Genomic DNA, 21,938 nt, shown 5'->3' on the forward strand with positions numbered 1-21,938 from the left:
CCAGGATTGGCAGGCCGCCCCGATGGGGCCGCTGCGCGGGACGCTGGCCATCCCCGGCGACAAATCGGTGTCGCACCGTGCGGTGATGCTGGCGGCGCTGGCCGACGGCACCTCGACCATCGACGGCTTTCTGGAAGGCGAGGACACCCGCGCCACCGCAGCGATCTTCGCGCGTCTGGGCGTGCGCATCGGGACGCCGTCGCCGTCGCGGCGGATCGTGCACGGCGTGGGCATCGACGGCCTGCAGGCACCGGATGGCCCGCTGGACTGCGGCAACGCCGGTACCGGCATGCGCCTGCTGGCCGGCCTGCTGGCGGCGCAGCGCTTCGATGCGGTGCTGGTGGGCGATGCCTCGCTGTCGAAGCGGCCGATGCGCCGCGTCACCGTGCCGCTGGCGGCGATGGGCGCGCGCATCGACACGGCGGATGGCGGCACGCCGCCGCTGCGCATCCACGGCGGGCAGCGCCTGGTCGGGGCCGAGCACACGCTGGAGGTCGCCAGCGCGCAGGTGAAGTCGGCGCTGCTGCTGGCGGGTCTGTACGCCGCCGGCGAGACCGTAGTGCGCGAGCCGCACCCGACCCGCGATTACAGCGAGCGCATGCTGGCCGCGTTCGGCGTGGAGATCGATTTCGCGCCCGGGTACGCGCGCCTGCGTGGTGGCCAGCGCCTGCGCGCCACCGACGTGGCGGTGCCGGCCGATTTCTCCTCGGCGGCGTTCTTCCTGGTCGCCGCCAGCATCGTGCCCGGGTCCGAGCTGCGCCTGCGGCAGGTGGGGTTGAACCCGCGCCGCACCGGGCTGCTGCACGCGCTGCGGATGATGGGCGCGGACATCCGCGAGGAAAACCCGGCCAGCCACGGCGGCGAGCCGGTCGCGGATCTGGTGGTGCGCCACGCGCCGCTGCGCGGGATCGCGGTGCCCGAGGCGCTGGTGCCAGACATGATCGACGAGTTCCCGGCGCTGTTCGTGGCCGCCGCCTGCGCCGAGGGGGTGACGCGGGTCAGCGGCGCGGCCGAGCTGCGGGTGAAGGAATCCGATCGCCTGGCGGTGATGGCGGCGGGCCTGCGCGCGCTGGGGCTGCGGGTGGACGAGACCGCGGACGGCGCCACGATTCATCCCGGATCGCTGCAGGGCGGCGCCGTGTGCAGCCACGGCGACCACCGCATCGCGATGGCGTTCGCGGTCGCTGCCCAGTGCGCGGCGGGCGCGGTGCGCATCTGCGACGTGGCCAACGTCGCCACCTCGTTCCCCGGATTCGACGCGCTGGCGCGGCAGGCGGGCTTCGGGCTGGCCTGAGCCGCCGTGCTCAGGCCGCCGCGTCCAGCGGCGGCAGCTGCGCTCGACCGCGGCATCCAGCGCGGCCCAATCCACCTGCGCGAGGGTTTCGATGCCGCGGGTGGCGGCCTGCAGCAGCCCGCGCTGCACCTCGCTGCGGTGCAGCGCCAGCGCGTACGGGATGCGCATGAAGGTGACCATCGCGTAGTGCGGGACGAAGCGGCCGGGATGCCGGTCCTGCAGCGCCAGTTCCAGCGCGCGCTGCAGCAGGTAATCGGCATCGTCCACCCGGTCGCGCATCTCGATGTAGTTCTCCAGCGCCATCTGCTGGATCGCCGCCGCGTTCGGCTTGCGCTCGGCCTCGAACGCGGCGAACGCCTCGGCCAGCGTCGGGGCGCGTTCAAGGTGGTCGGCCAGCGCCACGCAGTCCTCGAACGCGCAGTTCATGCCCTGGCCGTGGAACGGCACCATCGCGTGCGCGGCATCGCCCAGCAGCACCGCGCGGTCGTCCAGATGCCAGCGGTCGAGCCGGAGTGTCCCGAGGTGCCCGACGGGGTTGGTTTCGTAATCGCATCGCAGCTGCGGAATCAGCGCCAGCGCATCCGGGAACTGCTCGCGGAACAGCGCCAGCGCATCGTCGCCGGTCTGCACCGTTTCGAAGCTGGGGTCGCACCGCGGTGCGGCAGGAACAGCGTCACCGTGAAGGTGCGCTCGTCGTTGGGCAGGGCGATGCACATGTAGTGCCCGCGCGGCCAGATGTGCAGCGCATTGGGTTCGATCCGGAAGCCGCCGTCGGCGGCCGGCGGGATCTCCAGCTCCTTGTAGCCGTGGTCGAGCCATTCGGTGCGTTCGCCCAGCGGCCGCACCTTCGCCATCTCGGCGCGCAGGGTGGAGCCGGCGCCATCCGCGCCGATCAGCGCGCGGAACGGGTGCGAAACGGCCTCGGCATGATGGCGGAAGCTGGCGCTGCGGGCGTCGAAATCGACCCGCTCCAGCGCGTGGTCGAAATGCAGGCGCGCGCCGTGTGATTCGGCGATGGTGAGCAGCACCAGGTTCAGCTCGCCGCGGTTGATCGACCAGATCACCTCGGAATCGTCGCGCCCGTAGCGCTGCAGGCCGGGCGTGCCCTGCAGCGGGTGCACATAGCGGCCGCGCATCATCACCGCCTGCTCCAGCACCGCGCCGTCCGCGCCGGCCAGGCGCAGCGCGTGCAGGCCGCGTTCGGCCAGCGCCAGGTTGATCGAGCGCCCGCCGGCATAGCCTTCCACGCGCGGGTCGCCGCGCCGTTCGAACACGTCCACCGACCACCCGCGCCGGGCCAGCAGGGTGGCGAGCAGGGCGCCGGCCAGGCCGCCGCCGATGATGGTGAGCGCATGGTCAGCCCGCATGGCGCCACCTCCGCACGCTGCGCGCGAACCGCAGCACGTCGGCAAAGGTGTTGTACAGCGGTACCGGCGCGATCCGGATCACGTCCGGCTCGCGCCAGTCGCCGAGCACGCCGCGCGCGGCCAGGAACTCGAACAGCGCCCGTCCGCGCTCGCGCCCGCCGCGCACCCGCAGCGACAGCTGGCAGCCGCGCTGCGCGCCGTCGCGCGGGGTCAGCACCTGCAGCACGTCGCCCAGGCCGGCATCGATCAGTTGTTCCAGGTAGCCGGTCAGGCGTTCGGACTCTGGCGCGCAGCGCCGGCATCCCGGCGCGGTCGAACAGCGCCAGCGCGGCGCGCAGCGGCGCCAGCGCGAGGATCGGCGGATTCGACAGCTGCCAGCCGTCGGCACCGGGGGTGGGCGAGAACTGCGGGCCCATGCGGAAGCGGGTCGCCTCGTCGTGGCCCCACCAGCCGGCGAAGCGCGGGCGGTCGCTGCGCGCGTGACGCGCGTGCACGAACGCGCCGGCCACCGCGCCGGGGCCGGCGTTCATGTACTTGTAGTGGCACCAGACCGCGAAGTCGGCGCCGGCATCGTGCAGCGCCAGCGGCAGGTTGCCGACCGCATGGGCGAGGTCGAAGCCGACCACCGCGCCCGCCGCATGGGCGAGGCGGGTGATCGCGGCGAGGTCGAACGCCTGCCCGGTGCGGTACTGCACGCCCGGCCACAGCACCAGCGCCAGGCGATGGCCGTGGGTGGCGATGGCGCGCTCGATCGCCGCCATCGAGATGGTGCCGCCGTCGGCATCGGGCTCCACTTCGATCAGGTCGGTGGCCGGGTCGAAGCCGTGGAAGCGCAGCTGCGATTCCAGCGCGTAGCGGTCGGAGGGGAAGCTCCCGGCTTCCAGCAGGATCGCCGGACGCTCGCGGGTGGGGCGGTAGAAGCTGACCAGCAGCAGATGCAGGTTCACGGTCAGCGAATTCATCGCCACCACTTCCGACGGCTGCGCGCCGACCACCCGCGCCAGGCCGTCGCGCACCAGCGCGTGGTAGTCCAGCCACTGCGCCTCGCCGGTGAAGTGGCCTTCCACCGCCTCGCTCGCCCATTTCTGAAGCACCTGCTCGACGTGCGCGCGCGCGCCCTTCGGCTGCAGGCCCAGCGAATTGCCGACGAAATAGGCCTGCGGCGCGCCGGCGTGCAGCGGGAGGTGGAACTCGTCGCGGAAGCCGCGCAGGGGGTCGGCGGCGTCGAGGGCGGCGGCGTGGGCGTCGGAGTAGAGGTCGGTCATCGGTATTTTCGGCAATGATCAGGCGAAGCGCGCGGCGGGCAACCCCAGCCATTCCAGCGCGGTGCCGTGGTACAGACGGGCGCGCTCGGCCGCGTCCAGCGCCAGGCGTTCGATGCCTGCGCCCGGTACCTGCTCACCCAGCGGGAAGGGGTAGTCGGTGCCCAGCATCACGCGGTCGCTGCCGCAGGTCTCCAGCAGGTAGCGCAGCGCGGCCTCGTCGGCCACCCAGGAATCGAAATACAGCCGCTTCAGGTATTCGCGCGGATTGCGGAAGTTGTCGGTGGCCACCAGATCCGGGCGCATGTGGAAGCCGTGCTCGATCCGGCCGATGGTGTAAGGGAAGCTGCCGCCGCCGTGGGCCAGCGCGATGCGCAGCTTCGGCAGGCGCTCCAGAACGCCGCCGAAGATCAGGCAGCAGGCCGCGCGCGACTGCTCGGCCGGCATCCCCACCAGCTCACGGCAGCCAGTACTTCGGCATCGATTCCGCGCCCATCATGTCCCACGGGTGGACCAGGATCGCCGCGCCGAGGTCGCTGGCGGCCTCGAAGAACTCGAACAGCTCCGGCGCATCCAGATTCCAGTCGCCCACGTGCGAGCCGATCTGCACGCCCTGCAGGCCCAGCTCGTCCATGCAGCGTTCCAGCTCGCGCACCGCCAGCGGCGGCGACTGCAGCGGCACCGTGCCGATCCCGGCGTAGTGGCGCGGATAGGTGCGGCAGGCCTCGGCCATGTGGTCGTTGAGCGCGCGGTGCAGCTCCAGCGCCTGGTGCGCCTTGGCCCAGTAGCTGAACATCACCGGCACCGTCGAGAGCACCTGCACCTGCACGCCGAAGCCGGCGTAGTCGTCGATGCGGATCTGCGGGTCCCAGGTCTTCGGCCAGATTTCGCGGAAGAACTTGCCGTCCTTGTAGATGCGGTGGCGGCCGTCGTCGCCGTGATGGATCACCGGGAAGCGGTTGTCGCCGTATTTGCTGGCAAGGTCGGGCCAGTCGCGCGGCAGGTAGTGGGCGTGGGTGTCGATCTTGAGCATGGTGGCCGCCTAGCCTTTCCTCTGCAGCAGGGCTTCCACCTGTGCCAACAAGAGCGGCAACCGGGTTTGCACGATGTCCCAGGCCAGCGCATCGTCGACATCGGCGTAGCCGTGGATCAGGATGTTCCGGAACGCGATGATGCGCCGGTGATCGGGGATGCGCGCAAGCAGCGTGGAATCACGGCGACCTAGCTGCGACGAGGCTTCGCCGATGATCTCGAACTGGCGTTCCACCGCGGCGCGCAGCATTGCATCGCGCTGGCGGGAATCCCCGTCGCGGCCTGCCACGAATCCGGCAAGTGTCCGCGCCGCGCTTTGGACATCGAACAGGTATTTGGTGGATTCAAGCTGCATAAACCGGCTCCCGGTGCGTCTGCACCGCCTGGCGGAAGTAGGGGTTGCGGATCGCGCGCTCGACCATGAGTTCAACCGGCGAATCCAGCAACTCCTGCAGCTCTTCCAGCAAGCCGAAATACGCATCTGCATAACCGCCAGGTGGCAGCGGCGCGAACTCCACCAGGAAGTCGTAATCGCTGCCCGTGGCGGCCTGCCCCCGCGCGGCGGAGCCGAACAGTTCCAGCCTGCGGACGTGATGACGGCGGCGCAGCGCTTCGAGTTCCGCGCAGTGCGCGTGCAGGCGTTGCAGCGAAGGGGTGGTTGCGTTCATGGCAACAGCTTACGGGCACATTGGTCGATAGGGGCGAACAAGCGGCCAGGGCGTATGACGCGATGCGTTGGCCGGGTCGATTGACCGGAGAAGTCGCGGCGGCGGGTGTCGATCCTGGGCACGGCGGTGGCATCCGTTCAAAGCGGCACGAATGGAGGCCCAATCGCGCTGCTTGGGCATCACGAAGTGGTATTCTCGCCTGCACGGCGTGCCCACAGTTCCCCCACGCGGCGCTTTTCGACCTATGCGGGCTGGTCACAGGGCCTTCAGCGCCAGCAGGTTGTCGCCCTGCACGATCAGGTTGCCGCTGTCTTCCGGCGTGTCCTCCGTGGGGGGCGCAGGACAATTCCGGCACCGGTTCCAGCAGCCGATACGGCACGTCCTTGTGATGGGTCACGACGGCATCTTTGCCGATCCGGTTCAGCGTGGGCATTCAGCGGGGTTTCCGTAGGTCAGGTTCGATTTGGCCGATTGTCTGCGCGACGGTCTCACAGACCGCGATCACATCCGTCACCAGCCGCTCCTCCACGTCCACATGCCCTTCGTACTCGGCCAGGTTGCGCAGCTCATGCGCCTTGGCCAGCACGCGCCAGACCTCGGGACCCAGGCCCAGCGTCTGCGGCAGCGCCTGGAACACGATGTAGCGGTGGCGGGGGCGATAGCCTTGCCGGCGCAGCGCGGCCAGGCAGAAGGCGTGGGCGGCGTTGTAGGCAAGGTCGAAGCGGCTGTCCAGCGACAGCGAGGCATTGCGGGCATCCGCCAGCCGTGCCTGCCCCGAGCGCAGCAGGCCGGCGATTTCGTTGGCGTCGGGCGGTTCGGGCGCCAACGGCTTGCCCGGACCGGCCAGGTGTTCAAGCGGCGAGGTCATGCTCGCCTCCGATCAGCCAGAGGCGCGGCTGGGCCAGCACGCGGGTGATGAAGCTGTTCCCCGCTGCAATGCGTTTACGCAGGTCGGCCGCGGTGTAGAGGGGGTGGGGTTGATCTCACGGCCTAGGCGTTCGATCAGCGGATGCAAGGCGGCCATGACCTCCGGGTAGGTCAGGTCCTCGGTGACCAGCATCAGGTCGATGTCGCTGGCGGCGGTGTCGCTGCCCTTGGCAACGGAGCCATAGACGAAAGCCATCCGCAGCCGGTCCGCCAGCGGTGCCAGTGCTTCGCGCAGCGGGGCGGCCAGCCCGAAGGTTTTGCGCACGATGGACGCCAGCTCGTCGTGGATGGGCGCATCCGGGTTGGCGCGGTAGCGCTTCTGGTTGCCCAGCGGCGCCATCAACAGTAGGCCACTGCCTGCAAGGCGGGCGACTTCGCGCTGCACCGCGCCGCTGCCGGCACCGGTGACCTGGATCAGTTCGCTGATGGAGAAGGTGCGCCCCGGTTCGCCGAACAGGCAACCCAGCACGCGCTGCTGGGTGGTGGTGAACAGCGCATCCGCCAGATTGGTGCTGGCATAGAGCGCTGCGGCTTCGCTGACGCGCTGGCGGGGAGGGGTGCCCATATCGGGCAAAGTAATGCCCAAATCGGGCAAATGCAAGCGGCCGCGCTCAGGCGCTTTCCAGCAGCTTCCTCGCCGCCGCCCGCGCTTCCTTGCTGACATCCGCACCGCCCAGCATGCGGGCGATCTCGTCGATGCGGCCGGCGGCGTCCAGCGCGACCACGGAGGACTGGGTGATGCCATCCTTCGCCGCCTTGCTGACCCGGTATTGCGCATGGCCGGCGGCGGCGACCTGCGGCTGGTGGGTGACACAGCACCTGCCGGGTGGCGCCCAGCGCGCGTAGCTTGGCGCCGACCGCGGCGGCTACCGCGCCGCCGATGCCGGCATCCACTTCGTCGAACACCAGGGTGGCGGCGGCGTCCTGGCCCTGGGTGGCCACCTCGATCGCCAGCGAGATGCGCGAAAGCTCGCCGCCGGAGGCGACCTTGCGCAGCGGCCGCGGCGGCTGGCCAGGGTTGGCGGAGACCAGGAACTCCACGCGCTCGCGGCCCAGTGGATCGGGCGTCCCGGTGGGGCCTGGCTCCAGCAGGACTTCGAAGCAGCCCCGGCCATGCCGAGCGCGCCCATGAGCGCGGTGATCGTGCGCCTCAGCGCATCGGCCGCCGTGCGGCGGGAGGCGGACAGCGCGGCGGCGGCGGCCTGCCAGTCGCTGAGTGCCGCGGCGATGGCGCGATCCAGTCGCTGCAGGCGTGCATCGGCATCCGCCAGCGATTCGAGTTCGGCGGCCAGCGCGTCGCGGTGCGCCGCCAGTTTGTCCGGGCTGACGCGGTGCTTGCGCGCCAGGTCCTGCACCCGCACCAGCTGGCGTTCGATCTCGGCCAGCGCGGCCGGATCCAGGTCGAGGTCGTCGCGGATGCGTTGCAGCAGCGCCAGCGCCTCGTCCAGCTGGATCGCGGCGGAATCGAGCATGGCGTCCACCTCGGCCAGCCGCGGCTCGTGGTCGCTCTCGCGCTGCAGGCCGCCGCGCAGGTGCTGCAGGCGGTGGGTCAGCGCGTCGTCGCCGCCGAGTGCGTCCAGCGCGCCGTCGCAGGCGGCGATCAGGGCGGCGGCGTGGGCATGGCGGCGATGACTGGCATCGAGTTCGGCCAGCGCGGCCGGGTCCAGCGGCTGCGCCTGCAGCTCGTCCAGCTGGTGCTGCAGCCAGGCCTGGCGTTCGCCCACGTCGCCGCGGGCGAGCAGGGCGTCGCGCTCCTGCTGCAGCGCTTTCCAGCGCCCGGCGCTGCCGGCCACGGCGGCGAGCAGCGCGGGATGGCGGGCGAAATCGTCCAGCAGCCGGGTCTGCTGCGGGCGCACCAGCAGCGCCTGCTGGGCGTGCTGGCCGTGGATGTCCACCAGCAGCGCGGCCAGCTCGGCCAGCTGCGCCAGCGTCACGCTGCGCCCGTTGATCCAGGCACGCGAGCCGCCGTCGGCGCGCAGGGTGCGCCGCAGCTGGCAGGCGCCGGCGTCGTCCAGCTCCGCTTCGGCCAGCCAGGCAGCGGCGGCCGGGCAGTCGTCCAGCGCGAATTCGGCGGACAGCTCGGCGCGCTCGGCGCCGTGGCGCACCGCGCCGGCGTCGCCGCGGGCGCCGCACAGAAAGCCCAGCGCATCCACCAGCAGCGACTTGCCGGCGCCGGTTTCGCCCGAGATCACGGTCAGCCCCGGGCCGAATTCCAGCTCGGCCTGGGCGACCACGGCGAAATCACGGATCGAAAGTCGGGTCAGCATGGGGCGGCATTGTGCCTGCGGCGGTCGCTGGCCGGGTAGCAGTTGCACGCCGGCCGGCCGGCGCTTACAACCGCGGCATGGCCCGCAAGCCCCACGACATCCGCCAGGACCCGCGCGCGCGCCAGCTGCTGCGCACGCTGGTGGCGCGCCACATCCGCAGCGGTGAGCCGGTGGGGTCGCAGACCCTGGCCCGCCACGCGGGCCTCGACATCAGCCCGGCCACCATCCGCAACATCCTGGCCTCGCTGGAGGATGCCGGCCTGCTGGCCGCGCCGCACAGCTCGGCCGGCCGCGTGCCCACGGCGCAGGGCTACCGGCTGTTCGTGGATTCGCTGCTGCAGGTCAAGCCGCTGGCGGCCGAGGAATTGAACCGCCTGCGCAGCGGGCTGCCCGCCGGTGCCGGCACCCAGGCGCTGCTGGGCAGCACTTCGGAGCTGCTGTCGGCGATGACCCATTTCGCCGGCATGGTCAGCGTGCCCAGGCGCGAGAGCTTCGCGTTCCGCCAGATCGACTTCGTGGCGCTGGATCCGCAGCGGGTGCTGGCGATCCTGGTGTTCGCCGATGGCGAGGTGCAGAACCGGGTGGTGCAGGTGCGGCGCGCGTTCTCGCCGTCCGAGCTGGAGCAGGCCGCGAACTACCTCAACGCCCATTTCGCCGGGCAAGCCGCTGGCGCTGATCCGTGCCGCCCTGCTGCGCGAGCTGCGCGACGCCCGCAGCGAGATGGAGCGGCTGCTGGCCAGCTCCGTGGAACTGGCCGAGCAGGCGTTCGCGCCGGCGCCCGAGGACGACATGGTGGTGGCCGGCCAGACCCGCCTGCTGGGGCTGCAGGAGCTGGGCGATCTCGAGCGCCTGCGCGCGCTGTTCGAGGCGTTCGCCGAGAAGCGCGAGCTGCTGCAGCTGCTGGAGCGCACCGCCAGGGCGCCCGGCATGCGCGTGTTCATCGGTGAGGAAACCGGGCTGGCGCCGCTGGAGGGCATGTCGCTGGTCTCCGCGCCCTACGGCCGCGACGGCCAGGTGCTGGGCGTGCTGGGGGTGATCGGCCCCAGCCGGATGGCCTACGAGCGGGTGATCCCGGTGGTCGAGGCCACCGCGGCGGTGCTCGGGGCCGCCTTGAATCCCGACTCCTGAGGCCCCATAGCCCGGTTCGGTGCGGCAGCCCGCCGCGACAATGAACCGTGGACATGAGCAACGACCCGACCCAGGACCCCACGCAGGACGCGACGCAGGACGCGAACGACACCACCGCCGCGGCGGAGCCGCAGGACGAACTGGAGGCGCTGCGCGCCGAAGTCGAGCAGCTCAAGGCGCAGTCGTTGATCGAACGCGCCGACCTGGAGAACCAGCGCAAGCGGCTGGCGCGCGACATCGAGATGGCGCGCAAGTTCGCCAACGAGCGCCTGCTCAGCGACCTGCTGCCGGTGTTCGACAGCCTGGACGCCGGCCTGGCTGCGGCCGGCGCCGAGGCCGGCGCGCTGCGCCAGGGGCTGGAGCTGACCTACAAGCAGCTGCTGAAGGTGGCGAGCGACAACGGCATGGAAGTGCTGGACCCGACCGGCCAGCCGTTCGATCCCGAACATCACCAGGCGATCGCCAGGGCGAGGCCGAGGGCGTCGCGCCCGGGCACGTCATCAACGTGTTCCAGAAGGGCTACCGGCTCAACGGCCGGCTGCTGCGGCCGGCGCTGGTGATCGTGGCCAGGCACGACTGAATGCCGCCCGCCGCGCGGCCTTGAAGGCGCCGCCGGCACCCCCAGATAGCAGCTCATCGGCGCAGCGCGCCACCGGCATCGACATTCGCAACGACATTTCAGAGGACACACGCATGGGCAAGATCATCGGCATCGACCTGGGGACCACCAATTCCTGCGTCGCCATCATGGAAGGCGGCAAGGCCCGCGTCATCGAGAACAGCGAGGGCGACCGCACCACGCCGTCGATCGTCGCCTGGACCAAGGACGGCGAGGTGCTGGTGGGCGCCTCGGCCAAGCGCCAGGCGGTCACCAACCCGAAGAACACCTTCTACGCGGTGAAGCGCCTGATCGGCCGCAAGTTCACCGATGCCGAGGTGCAGAAGGACATCGGCGTGGTGCCGTACACCATCACCCAGCACGACAACGGCGACGCCTGGGTGGCGCTGGCCGATGGCAGGAAGCTGGCCCCGCAGGAAGTCTCCGCCAAGGTGCTGGAGAAGATGAAGAAGACCGCCGAGGCCTTCCTGGGCGAGACCGTCACCGAGGCGGTGATCACCGTGCCGGCCTACTTCAACGACAGCCAGCGCCAGGCCACCAAGGACGCCGGCCGCATCGCGGGCCTGGACGTCAAGCGCATCATCAACGAGCCGACCGCGGCCGCGCTGGCCTATGGCCTGGACAAGGGCGACGCCAAGGACCGCAAGGTCGCCGTGTACGACCTCGGCGGCGGCACCTTCGACGTGTCGATCATCGAGATCGCCAACGTCGACGGCGAGAAGCAGTTCGAGGTGCTGGCCACCAACGGCGATACCTTCCTCGGCGGCGAGGACTTCGACAACCGTGTCATCGACTACCTGGTCGAGGAGTTCCAGAAGACCGACGGCGTGGACCTGCGCAAGGACCCGCTGGCCCTGCAGCGACTGAAGGACGCGGCCGAGCGCGCCAAGATCGAGCTGTCCTCGAACCAGCAGACCGACGTCAACCTGCCGTACGTCACCGCCGACGCCAGTGGCCCGAAGCACCTGAACATCAAGCTGACCCGGGCCAAGCTCGAGGCGCTGGTGGACGACCTGATCAAGAAGACCATCGAGCCCTGCCGGGTGGCCCTGAACGACGCCGGCCTGCGCGCCAGCGACATCAGCGAGGTGATCCTGGTCGGCGGCCAGACCCGCATGCCGAAGGTGCAGCAGGCGGTGGCCGAGTTCTTCGGCAAGGAGCCGCGCAAGGACGTCAACCCGGACGAGGCCGTGGCCATCGGCGCGGCGGTGCAGGGCGGCGTGCTGGCGGGCGACGTCAAGGACGTGCTGCTGCTGGATGTCACCCCGCTCAGCCTGGGCATCGAGACCCTGGGCGGCGTGTTCACCAAGATCATCGAGAAGAACACCACCATCCCGACCAAGGCCTCGCAGGTGTTTTCCACCGCCGAGGACAACCAGTCGGCCGTCACCGTGCACGTGCTGCAGGGCGAGCGCGAGCAGGCCCGCTACAACAAGTCGCTGGCCAAGTTCGACCTGACCGGCATCGAGCCGGCGCCGCGCGGCATGCCGCAGGTGGAGGTGAGCTTCGACATCGACGCCAACGGCATCGTCCATGTCACCGCCAAGGACAAGAAGACCGGCAAGGAGCAGAAGGTCGAGATCAAGGCCGGCTCGGGCCTGTCGGACGAGGAGATCCAGCGGATGGTGCAGGACGCCGAGGCGCACCGCGAGGAAGATCGCAAGTTCCATGAGCTGGTGCAGGCCCGCAACCAGGCCGACGCCCTGATCCACGCCACCCGCAGCACCATCAAGGACAACGGTGACAAGCTGCCGGGCGACGCCATCGGCCGCGCCGAGGCCGCCATCGCCGAGCTGGAGGTGGCGATCAAGGGCGACGACAAGGCCCAGATCGAAGCCAAGGCGCGGGCGCTGGAGGAGGCCGGCCAGGCCCTGTTCGCCGCCGCGGCCGCAGCCGGCCAGCAGGCGGGCGGCGGCAACCCCGGCGAGGCCGCCGGCAAGCCGGCCGACGACGTGGTGGATGCCGAGTTCACCGAGGTCAAGGACGACAAGAAGGCCTGATCGGCCCGGCGTGATTGCGACGGGCAGGCCCATGGCCTGCCCGTCGTCTTGAAGGAAACCAGGTGGGTCGATGAGCAAGCGCGACTACTACGAAGTGCTGGGCGTGTCCCGCGACGCCGGCGACGAGGAGCTGAAAAAGGCCTATCGCCGCTGCGCGATGAAGTACCACCCGGACCGCAATCCCGGCGACAAGGCCGCGGAAGCCGCGTTCAAGGAGTGCAAGGAGGCCTACGAGGTCCTGAGCGACGGCGGCAAGCGCCGGATGTACGACCAGCATGGGCACGCCGCGTTCGAGCACGGCATGGGCGGCGGCAACGCCGGTCCGGGCTTTGCCGACATGGGCGACATCTTCGGGGACATCTTCGGCAACATCTTCGGCGGCGGCCGCCAGCAGGGCCCGCGCCGCGGTGCCGACGTCGGCTACATGATGGAGCTGGACCTGGAAGAGGCGGTCGCGGGCGTCGAAAAGACCATCCACATCCCCACGCTCGCCACCTGCGAGCCCTGCAAGGGCAGCGGCTCCGAGGATGGCAAGATCGAAATCTGTTCCACCTGCCAGGGGCGCGGCCAGGTTCGCATGCAGCGCGGCCCGTTCATGATGCAGGCCCCGTGCCCGCACTGCGACGGCAGCGGCAAGACCATCGCCCGTCCCTGCAGGCACTGCAACGGCAATGGCCGCGTGCACGACGAAAAGACCCTGCAGGTGCGGATTCCGGCCGGAGTCGACAACGGCGATCGCATCCGTCTGGCCGGCGAGGGCGAGGCCGGGCCGGCCGGCGCGCCGCCGGGCGACCTGTACGTGGAGGTGCGGGTGCGCCCGCATTCGATCTTCGAGCGCGACGGCGACGACCTGCACTGCGAGGTGCCGATCCGGATCTCGCAGGCCGCGTTGGGCGACAGCGTGCGGGTGCCGACCCTGGGCGGCGAGGTGGAGCTGCGGATTCCCGCCGAGACCCAGAGCGGGCGCGTGTTCCGCCTGCGCGACCGCGGGGTGAAATCGGTGCGCAGCCGGCATCCGGGCGACCTGTACTGCAAGGTGGTGGTGGAAACCCCGGTCAACCTCACGCCCGAGCAGCGCGAGCTGCTGGAGAGGTTCGAGGCCACCTTCACCGGCGAGAACGCGCGCCGGCATTCGCCGAAGTCCAGCACCTTCCTGGACGGCGTGAAGGGCTTCTGGGACCGCATGGTCTCTGATCCCCGCCACGTGGTTTCCCGTGGCGGGCGGAAGACCCGGGTGGCGCGGACGGATGGTCGCACCGGTGCGATGGGCGGTATCCGGGCGCTCCGGAACCATGACGGCAATCAATAATTGCAGTCCTGCTTTCCGCTACCGTTAACGGTAGGGCCACTCTGCCATTCCTGCCGCCATGAGCCTCCGTTCCCCCGCGGACTCCATCCCTGTTTCCAGCGCCCCCAACGTGGCGCTGCTCGACGCCGTGCAAAAACACCTGCTGGACCAGGTAGGGCCGGCGCTGGACAGCGCCCTCGCCGACGTCGATGACTACCTGTTCGACCGCAGCCAGAATGGCGAGGAAACCCTCGGCATGCTCGCCCTGCGCGACATGCGCCGCGCCCGCGGCGAGATCGTGCAGAAGTTCCGCCAGGCCCTGCTGGACCGCTTCCGCCAGCTGCGCGAGCGCCAGTCCGCCGGAGTGGAGGCTGCCAGCGCCGGTTTGAGCCTGCTTTCGGAGCAGGCGCTCGAGCAGCAGCTGGCGATCGAACAGCTCGCCGCCTCGGTGCTGCGAATCCACGCCCCTGCCTACGAGGTCGCCGGCAAGCGGCTGGCGGTGGCGGCCGGCCGCGGTGAGCTGGCCAATCGCGAGAATCCGCTGGGGCCGGCGTTCCTGGCCGAGGCGCTGGGCAACGCGATGGGCCAGCTGGAGATGGACGCTGCGCTGCGCATCGTGGTGTTCAAGTATTTCGAGCGCGAACTGACGGCCGCGCTGGGCGAGGTGTACGAGCGCTGCAATGCCCTGATGGTGACAGCCGGCGTGTTGCCGGAGCTGCGCGCCACCACGCGCGCGCAGGCACCGCAACCCGCACGTGCGCGGCCGGCGCCGCCGGAGCCGGCCGCGGCACCGGCCGCGCACGTGCCGGGAATGGGCGGAATGGCCGGGCCGGCGGCGGAAGCCGCGCCGGCGATGCAGGTCAGCCCGGCCGACCAGGCCCTGTTCGCCAGCATGCTGGGGCAGCTGCAGATGTGGCGCGCCGCGGTGGGCATGGCCGGGCAGGCAGCCCCGTCGGCCGTGCCCGTCGGCCCGGTGCTGCCGACCCAGGACCTGATGTCGATCCTGTCGCTGATGCAGCACGACACCAGCGCCGCGTTCATGCCGTCCGCCTCCGGCGACCAGGCCTCGCTGGCGGCGCAGCTGCGCCAGCAGATGGCGCAGAGCGCGCGCAAGCTGGGCGTCACCGGCGACAACCTCAACCTGGACGGGCTGGACGGCGATGCGGTGGACCTGGTCGCGCTGCTGTTCGACGTGCTGCTGGACGGCCCGCAATACGACAACCGCATCCGCCAGAAGATCGGGCGCATGCTGGTCCCCTACGTGAAGGTGGCGGTCAAGGACCGGCGCATGTTCCTGTACAAGGAACATCCGGCGCGGCGCCTGCTCAACACCGTGGCCGAGGCCTGCGAGGGCAACCGCGGCGAGGCCCCGCAGGAGCGCGAGCTGCTCAACCACGTCGATCACACCATCGACCGCCTGGTGGCGGAGTTCAACGAGGATGTGGCGATCTTCGAGACGCTGGAGCAGGAGCTGCGCGCCTACATGGCCCAGCACCGCAAGCGCTTCGAGCTTGCCGAGAAGCGCAGCGCCGAAGCCCAGCGCGGGCGCGAGCGCCTGGAACAGGCGCGCGCCAGCGTGCAGGCCGACCTGGAATGGCATCGCGGCAACCGCGCCCTGCCGCCGGTGCTGGACGATTTCGTCTCCAAGCACGCCGCTCACCATCTGGTGCAGATGGCGCTGCGCGACGGCAAGGGCTCGCCGCGCTACGACAGCGCCATGCGCGCCATCGACGACCTGCTGAGGGCGTTCGACCGTGCGGTCCAGCGCAAGCCGCTGGATCCGGCGCGGCCGCTGCCCGAGGCCGAGCTGCTGGCGATGCTGGCCAGCGCCGGCTGCATCGGCGATGCCGGCGAAGCGGCGCTGGATGCGCTGAACGACGCCCTGGCCCGGCTGGCGGCAGGCGAGCCCGCGCTGCAGACCGATCCGCGCATGCCGGCGCAGGCGGTCGCAGCGGAGCCGCCTGCGCCGGAGCCGGAGCCGCACCTGGAAGTGGTGGCGGGGACCGCCGGGCTGGATTACGACGCCGCCATGCTGGCGCGCATCCGCAAGCTGCAGGTCGGCAGCTGGGTGCAGCTGCAGGCCGGCGACGGCCATTTCGCGCCGGCCAAGGTGTCGTGGATCAGCCCGATCTCCTCGCGCCTGCTGCTGGTGAACCGGCGCGGCATCCGCGTGCTGGTGGCCTCGGTCGAGGAACTGGCGGTGATGGCCAAGCTCGGCAAGGTGATCGTGCGCGAGGCCGCCACCGCGTTCGAGGACGCCATGCACCAGGTGGCCGACCGCCTGCAGAGCGTGGCGGCCAAGCCCTGATCCACACCTGATGCGCGCTTGAACCAACTCCGCGGCTTGCCGCTGCGGCGGACGCCGGCTAGCCTGCACGCATGCAGACTCAGGTTCGCGTATTGATCCACGGCGCCACCGGCAGGATGGGGCAGGCGCTGCTGCGCCTGTGCCGCGAGGAATCCAGCGGATGCGAAGTGGTCGCCGCCGTTGCACGAACCGTCGGCGCACGCGTGGTCGAGGGCGTGCCGCATTTCACGTCCGCCGAGCTGACCGGGGGTTCCCGCGTTCGATGTCGCCATCGATTTCAGTCTGCCGGAAGGCTTCGATGCGGTGCTGGCGCTGTGCCAGGCGCGCGGCGCGGCGCTGGTCTCCGGCACCACCGGCCTGTCCGTTGACCAGAAAGCGCGGCTGGAGGCGGCGGCCGCGCACATTCCGCTGGTCTGGGCCAGCAACTTCAGCCTCGGGGTGGCGGTGCTGCACGATCTGGTCGCGCGCGCCTCGGCCCTGCTGCCCGGCTGGGACTGCGACATCGTCGAGGCCCACCACGCCCGCAAGCTGGATGCGCCCTCGGGCACCGCGCTGACGCTGGGCGCGGCGGCGGAATCCGGTGGTGCGCATCCGCATTACGCCTCGCTCCGCGCTGGCGACATCGTCGGTGAGCACCTGGTGCAGTTCGCCACCGCCGGCGAGCGCATCGAGCTGGTGCACCGCGCCACCAACCGCGACATCTTCGCGCGTGGTGCGCTGCACGCGGCGCGGCGTCTGAATGGGCGTGCGCCGGGGCGCTACCGGCTCGCCGATCTGCTCTGAGGGCCGCTGAAGGCTGGCGCCGGCCTGCGCGCGCCGGTACAATTCCGGTTCGCCTGAACCCCTCCAGCTCGAACCGGCGCCGCCGCTTCGGCGCTTTCTTGCAACCCGACGCAAGGCGACGCACTTGAATATTCCCGCCATCCTCGCGCTTGAAGACGGCACGGTCTTCGAGGGTATTTCCGTGGGCGCCCCCGGCCTGGCCGTGGGCGAAGCGGTGTTCAACACCGCCATGACCGGCTATCAGGAAATCCTCACGGATCCTTCCTACGCCCGCCAGCTGGTCACCCTGACCTATCCGCACATCGGCAACACCGGTTGCACCGACCAGGACGACGAGGCCGCCAGGGCCTGGGCCGCCGGCCTCATCGTGCGCGACGTGCCGCGCCGCCCCAGCAACTGGCGCAGCCAGGTCGCGCTGCCGGACTGGCTGCGCACGCGCGGTATCCCGGCCATCGCCGGGATCGACACCCGCAAGCTCACCCGCCTCCTGCGCGAGCGCGGCGCGCAGAGTGCCGCACTGCTCGCCGCCGGGCGCCATGACGACGTGCTGGACGTCGAACATGCGATCGAGGCCGCGCGCAAGTTCCCCGGCCTGAAGAACATGGATCTGGCCAAGGTGGTCAGCACCCCCAGCCGTACCGCTGGAGCGAGGGCCAGCTGGACCTCGACCGCAACGCGTTCGCCGCGACCGCGCCGCGCTTCAAGGTGGTGGCCTACGACTTCGGCGCCAAGCGCAACATCCTGCGCATGCTGGCCGAGCGCGGCTGCGACGTGCACGTGGTGCCGGCGCAGACGCCCGCATCCGAGGTGCTGGCGATGAAGCCCGACGGCGTGTTCCTGTCCAACGGCCCCGGCGACCCGGCGCCCTGCGACTACGCGATCAAAGCGATCCGCGACTTCCTCCAGGCGAAGATCCCGCTGTACGGCATCTGCCTCGGCCACCAGCTGCTGGGCTTGGCGGTGGGCGCGCAGACCATGAAGATGGCGCACGGCCACCACGGCGCCAACCACCCGGTGCAGGAGCTCGACAGCGGCCGGGTGATGATCACCTCGCAGAACCACGGCTCTGCATCGACGAAGCCACGTTGCCGGCGAACGTGCGGGTCACCCACCGCTCGCTGTTCGACGGCACCAACCAGGGCATCGAACTGACCGACGCGCCGGCCTTCGGCTTCCAGGGCCACCCGGAAGCCGCCCCCGGCCCGCACGACGTGGCCCCGCTGTTCGACAGGTTCATCGCGCTCATGGAGCAGACCACCAATGCCTAAGCGCACCGACATCCGCACCATCCTCATCATCGGCGCCGGCCCGATCGTGATCGGCCAGGCCTGCGAGTTCGACTACTCCGGCGCACAGGCGTGCAAGGCGCTGCGCGAGGAGGGCTACCGGGTGGTGCTGGTCAACAGCAATCCGGCCACGATCATGACCGATCCGGACATGGCCGACGCCGTGTACATCGAGCCGATCAACTGGCAGACGGTTGAGAAGATCATCGCCAAGGAGCGCCCGGACGCGCTGCTGCCCACCATGGGCGGGCAGACCGCGCTCAACTGCGCGCTGGACCTGGCCGACCACGGCGTGCTGGAGAAGTACGGCGTCGAGCTGATCGGCGCAAGGCGCGAGGCGATCCGCATGGCCGAGGACCGCGAGCTGTTCAAGCAGGCGATGTCCGAGATCGGGCTGGACAGCCCGAAGTCCGAGATCGCGCGCAGCTACGAGCAGGCGGTCGCGATCCAGGCGCAGGTCGGTTTCCCGACCATCATCCGCCCGTCGTTCACCCTCGGCGGCAGCGGTGGCGGCATCGCCTACAACCGCGAGGAATTCGAGGAGATCGTCAAGCGCGGCCTGGAGCTGTCGCCGACCCACGAGGTGCTGATCGATGAATCGGTGCTGGGCTGGAAGGAATACGAGATGGAAGTGGTCCGCGACAGCGCGGACAACTGCATCATCGTGTGCAGCATCGAGAACTTCGACCCGATGGGCGTGCACACCGGCGACTCCATCACCGTCGCCCCGGCGCAGACCCTGACCGACAAGGAATACCAGCGCCTGCGCGATGCCTCGATCGCGGTGCTGCGCAAGATCGGCGTGGACACCGGCGGTTCCAACGTGCAGTTCGGCATCAATGCCCAGAACGGCCGGGTGGTGGTGATCGAGATGAATCCGCGGGTGTCGCGCTCCTCGGCGCTGGCGTCCAAGGCCACCGGCTTTCCGATCGCCAAGGTCGCGGCCAAGCTCGCCGTCGGCTACACCCTGGACGAGCTGAAGAACGAGATCACCGGCGGGCTGACCCCGGCCTCGTTCGAGCCCGCGATCGACTACGTCGTCACCAAGATTCCGCGTTTTGCGTTCGAGAAGTTCCCGGCCGCGGATGCGCGCCTGACCACCCAGATGAAGTCGGTAGGCGAGGTGATGGCGATCGGCCGCTGCTTCCAGGAATCGCTGCAGAAGGCCCTGCGCGGGCTGGAGACCGGCAAGGCGGGGCTGGACCCGACCGGGCTCGATCTGAACTCGGAGGAAGGCCTGCTGACCCTGCGCCGCGAGCTCAAGGAGCCCGGCCCGGAGCGCATCTTCCACATCGCCGATGCCTTCCGCGCCGGCATGGGCGTGGAGGACGTGCATGCCCTGTCGTTCGTCGATCCGTGGTTCCTCGACCAGATCGAGGAACTGGTGGATGCCGAGATGGACGTGGTCCACCGCGGCCTGGACGGGCTCGACGCCCGCCGCCTGCGCGCGCTCAAGCGCATGGGCTTCTCCGACGCCCGCATCGCGCGCCTGACCGGCACCAACGAGACCGCGGTGCGTGCGCTGCGCAAGGCGTTCGGCGTGCGCCCGGTGTACAAGCGCGTGGACAGCTGCGCCGGCGAGTTCGCCACCGGCACCGCCTACCTGTATTCGACCTACGAGGACGAGTGCGAGGCCGCGCCCAGCGACCGCAGGAAGGTCATGGTGCTCGGCGGCGGCCCCAACCGCATCGGCCAGGGCATCGAGTTCGACTACTGCTGCGTGCACGCAGCGCTGGCCCTGCGCGAGGACGGGTTCGAGACCATCATGGTCAACTGCAACCCGGAGACCGTTTCCACCGACTACGACACCTCCGACCGCCTGTACTTCGAGCCGCTGACGCTGGAGGACGTGCTGGAGATCGTGGAGCTGGAGAAGCCCTTCGGCGTGATCGTGCAGTACGGCGGCCAGACCCCGCTGAAGCTTGCGAAGGCGCTGGAGGCCAACGGCGTGCCGATCATCGGCACCTCGCCGGAGTCCATCGACCTGGCCGAGGACCGCGAACGTTTCCAAAAGCTGGTGGACGAGCTCGGCCTGAAGCAGCCGCCGAACCGCACCGCGCGCAGCGCCGAGGAGGCGCTGGCCCAGGCCCGCGAGATCGGCTACCCGCTGGTGGTGCGCCCGAGCTACGTGCTGGGCGGCCGCGCGATGGAAGTGGTGCACGCCGACGCCGACCTGGCGCGCTACATGCGCGAGGCGGTGAAGGTGAGCAACGATTCGCCGGTGCTGCTGGACCGCTTCCTCGACAATGCGGTGGAAGTGGACATCGACGTGATCGCCGACCGCGATGGCAACGTGCTGGTGGGCGGCGTGATGGAGCACATCGAGGAGGCCGGCGTGCATTCCGGCGATTCGTCCTGCTCGCTGCCGCCGTATTCGCTGTCCGCGCGCACCCAGCAGCGCCTGCGCGAGCAGGTGGTGGCGCTGGCCAGGGCGCTGCACGTGGTCGGGCTGATGAACACCCAGTTCGCGGTGCAGGTGGGCGTGGCCGATGGCGAGGAGGCCGACACCATCTACCTGCTGGAAGTGAACCCACGCGCCAGCCGCACGGTGCCATTCGTATCCAAGGCGATCGGGCGGCCGCTGGCGAAGATCGCGGCGCGCTGCATGGCCGGAAAGACGCTGGCGGAGCAGGGCGCCACGAGGGAAATCGTGCCTTCGTACTTCTCGGTGAAGGAGGCGGTGTTCCCGTTCGCCAAGTTCCAGAACGTCGATCCGATCCTGGGCCCGGAAATGCGCTCGACCGGCGAGGTGATGGGCGTGGGCCGCAGCTTCGCCGCCGCGTTCGCGCGCGCCGAGGAGGCCGCCAACATCCGCGCGCCGCAGCCGGGCAAGGCCTTCATCTCGGTGCGCGATCCCGACAAGCCGCGCGTGCTGGACGTGGCCCGCACCATGCTGGCGCGTGGCTTCAGCCTGGTCGCCACCCGCGGCACCGCGGACTACCTGAGTGCGCAGGGCGTGGCCTGCGCGCGCGTGAACAAGGTCGCGGAAGGCCGCCCGCACATCGTCGATCTGATCAAGAACGGCGAAATCAGTTATATCGTCAACACCACCGAAGGACGGCAGGCGATCGCCGACTCCTTCTCGATCCGGCGCGAGGCCCTGCAGGCGCGCGTCACCTATTCCACCACCGTGGCCGGCGCGCGCGCTTTGTTGCACTCGCTGGACCACCGCGGCCAGGGCGACGTGCTCTCGCTGCAGGAACTGCACAAGGAGCTGGCATGAGCCGTGCACCCATTACGGCGAAAGGCGCGCAGCGGCTGCGCGCAGAACTCGATGAACTGAAGTCGGTCAAGCGCCCGGCGGTGATCAATGCGATCGCCGAGGCGCGCGCCCACGGCGACCTCAAGGAGAACGCCGAGTACCACGCCGCGCGCGAGCAGCAGGGCTTCATCGAGGGCCGCATCAAGCACCTGGAGGCGGAGCTGTCGCACGCGCAGGTGATCGACGTGGCGCAGCTGTCGGCAGGCGACAAGGTGGTGTTCGGCGCCACCGTGGTGCTGGCCGATGCGGACAGCGGCGAGGAGCGCACCTACCAGATCGTGGGCGACCTCGAGGCCGACATCAAGCAGGGCCTGATCGCGATCTCCTCGCCGGTCGCGCGCGCGTTGATCGGCAAGCACGAGGGCGACATCGCCACCATCGAGGCCCCCGGCGGCACCCGCGAGTACGAGATCGTGTCGGTCGAATACAGGGGCTGAAGGGTGGCGC

General features: G+C 70.3%; 11 protein-coding genes and 8 pseudogenes. 10 read left to right on the forward strand and 9 right to left on the reverse strand.

Translation table 11 applies throughout. The features are described 5' to 3' along the window. Window positions 1-22 precede the first annotated feature (22 nt). Entirely contained in the window at window positions 23-1,294 is a 1,272-nt protein-coding gene (gene aroA / locus LJB71_RS07165; RefSeq protein WP_259303648.1) for a 3-phosphoshikimate 1-carboxyvinyltransferase, read from the forward strand. Between the two features lie 10 nt (window positions 1,295-1,304). On the opposite strand, the pseudogene LJB71_RS07170 reads toward aroA, so the two are convergent. The 9 genes and pseudogenes from LJB71_RS07170 to recN all read right to left on the reverse strand — a co-directional run bounded on the left by LJB71_RS07170 (window position 1,305) and on the right by recN (window position 8,817). Then, a pseudogene (locus LJB71_RS07170) lies at window positions 1,305-2,661 on the reverse strand (NAD(P)/FAD-dependent oxidoreductase). Next, window positions 2,651-3,926, reverse strand: a pseudogene (kynU, locus tag LJB71_RS07175) (kynureninase). Before kynU ends, LJB71_RS07170 begins: the two co-directional pseudogenes overlap by 11 nt. Window positions 3,927-3,944: 18 nt before the next feature. Continuing rightward, window positions 3,945-4,370, reverse strand: coding sequence for an amidohydrolase (locus LJB71_RS07180; protein ID WP_259303649.1), 426 nt, complete (start codon window positions 4,368-4,370; stop codon window positions 3,945-3,947). Between the two features lie 10 nt (window positions 4,371-4,380). Next, window positions 4,381-4,956 carry an amidohydrolase family protein gene (locus LJB71_RS07185; protein ID WP_259303650.1) on the reverse strand — a complete coding sequence of 192 codons (576 nt, stop codon included), beginning with the start codon at window positions 4,954-4,956 and terminating at the stop codon, window positions 4,381-4,383. A 9-nt stretch (window positions 4,957-4,965) separates the two neighbouring features. Then, entirely contained in the window at window positions 4,966-5,310 is a 345-nt protein-coding gene (locus LJB71_RS07190; RefSeq protein WP_259303651.1) for a HepT-like ribonuclease domain-containing protein, read from the reverse strand. Continuing rightward, window positions 5,300-5,623: a nucleotidyltransferase domain-containing protein gene (locus LJB71_RS07195; RefSeq protein ID WP_259303652.1), complete on the reverse strand. Its 324-nt coding sequence runs from the start codon at window positions 5,621-5,623 to the stop codon at window positions 5,300-5,302. Before LJB71_RS07195 ends, LJB71_RS07190 begins: the two co-directional genes overlap by 11 nt. Window positions 5,624-6,056: 433 nt before the next feature. Further along, window positions 6,057-6,491, reverse strand: a complete 435-nt coding sequence (locus LJB71_RS07200; protein ID WP_259303653.1) for a hypothetical protein — start codon at window positions 6,489-6,491, stop codon at window positions 6,057-6,059. 12 nt (window positions 6,492-6,503) lie between these two features. Next, window positions 6,504-7,145 (reverse strand): nucleotidyltransferase domain-containing protein, encoded by a 642-nt coding sequence (locus LJB71_RS07205; protein ID WP_259303654.1) that lies wholly within the window; start codon window positions 7,143-7,145, stop codon window positions 6,504-6,506. 16 nt (window positions 7,146-7,161) lie between these two features. Continuing rightward, window positions 7,162-8,817: pseudogene (gene recN / locus LJB71_RS07210) on the reverse strand (DNA repair protein RecN). Window positions 8,818-8,894: 77 nt separating this feature from the next. On the opposite strand from recN, the pseudogene hrcA reads away from it, so the two are divergent. The 9 genes and pseudogenes from hrcA to greA all read left to right on the forward strand — a co-directional run bounded on the left by hrcA (window position 8,895) and on the right by greA (window position 21,928). Then, a pseudogene (gene hrcA, locus LJB71_RS07215) lies at window positions 8,895-9,945 on the forward strand (heat-inducible transcriptional repressor HrcA). 53 nt (window positions 9,946-9,998) lie between these two features. Continuing rightward, window positions 9,999-10,525 (forward strand): annotated as a pseudogene (grpE, locus tag LJB71_RS07220) (nucleotide exchange factor GrpE). A gap of 113 nt (window positions 10,526-10,638) precedes the next feature. Beyond that, window positions 10,639-12,564 carry a molecular chaperone DnaK gene (gene dnaK, locus LJB71_RS07225; protein WP_259303655.1) on the forward strand — a complete coding sequence of 642 codons (1,926 nt, stop codon included), beginning with the start codon at window positions 10,639-10,641 and terminating at the stop codon, window positions 12,562-12,564. 70 nt (window positions 12,565-12,634) lie between these two features. Then, window positions 12,635-13,756: pseudogene (gene dnaJ / locus LJB71_RS07230) on the forward strand (molecular chaperone DnaJ); the annotation flags it as partial. Window positions 13,757-13,931: 175 nt separating this feature from the next. After that, window positions 13,932-16,160 (forward strand): DUF1631 domain-containing protein, encoded by a 2,229-nt coding sequence (locus LJB71_RS07235; protein ID WP_259303656.1) that lies wholly within the window; start codon window positions 13,932-13,934, stop codon window positions 16,158-16,160. Window positions 16,161-16,231: 71 nt separating this feature from the next. Continuing rightward, a pseudogene (dapB, locus tag LJB71_RS07240) lies at window positions 16,232-16,943 on the forward strand (4-hydroxy-tetrahydrodipicolinate reductase). A gap of 124 nt (window positions 16,944-17,067) precedes the next feature. Next, window positions 17,068-18,211: pseudogene (carA, locus tag LJB71_RS07245) on the forward strand (glutamine-hydrolyzing carbamoyl-phosphate synthase small subunit). After that, the gene (gene carB / locus LJB71_RS07250; protein ID WP_259303657.1) at window positions 18,204-21,452 is read left to right on the forward strand and encodes a carbamoyl-phosphate synthase large subunit; all 3,249 of its coding nucleotides are present in this window, start codon (window positions 18,204-18,206) and stop codon (window positions 21,450-21,452) included. The pseudogene carA and the gene carB overlap by 8 nt, the downstream one beginning before the upstream one ends. After that, a complete protein-coding gene (gene greA, locus LJB71_RS07255; RefSeq protein WP_259303658.1) occupies window positions 21,449-21,928 on the forward strand; it encodes a transcription elongation factor GreA in 480 nt (159 codons plus the stop codon). Before carB ends, greA begins: the two co-directional genes overlap by 4 nt. Window positions 21,929-21,938: the final 10 nt, after the last annotated feature.

This window comes from Thermomonas sp. S9 (assembly GCF_024704365.1).
GTDB lineage: Bacteria > Pseudomonadota > Gammaproteobacteria > Xanthomonadales > Xanthomonadaceae > Thermomonas.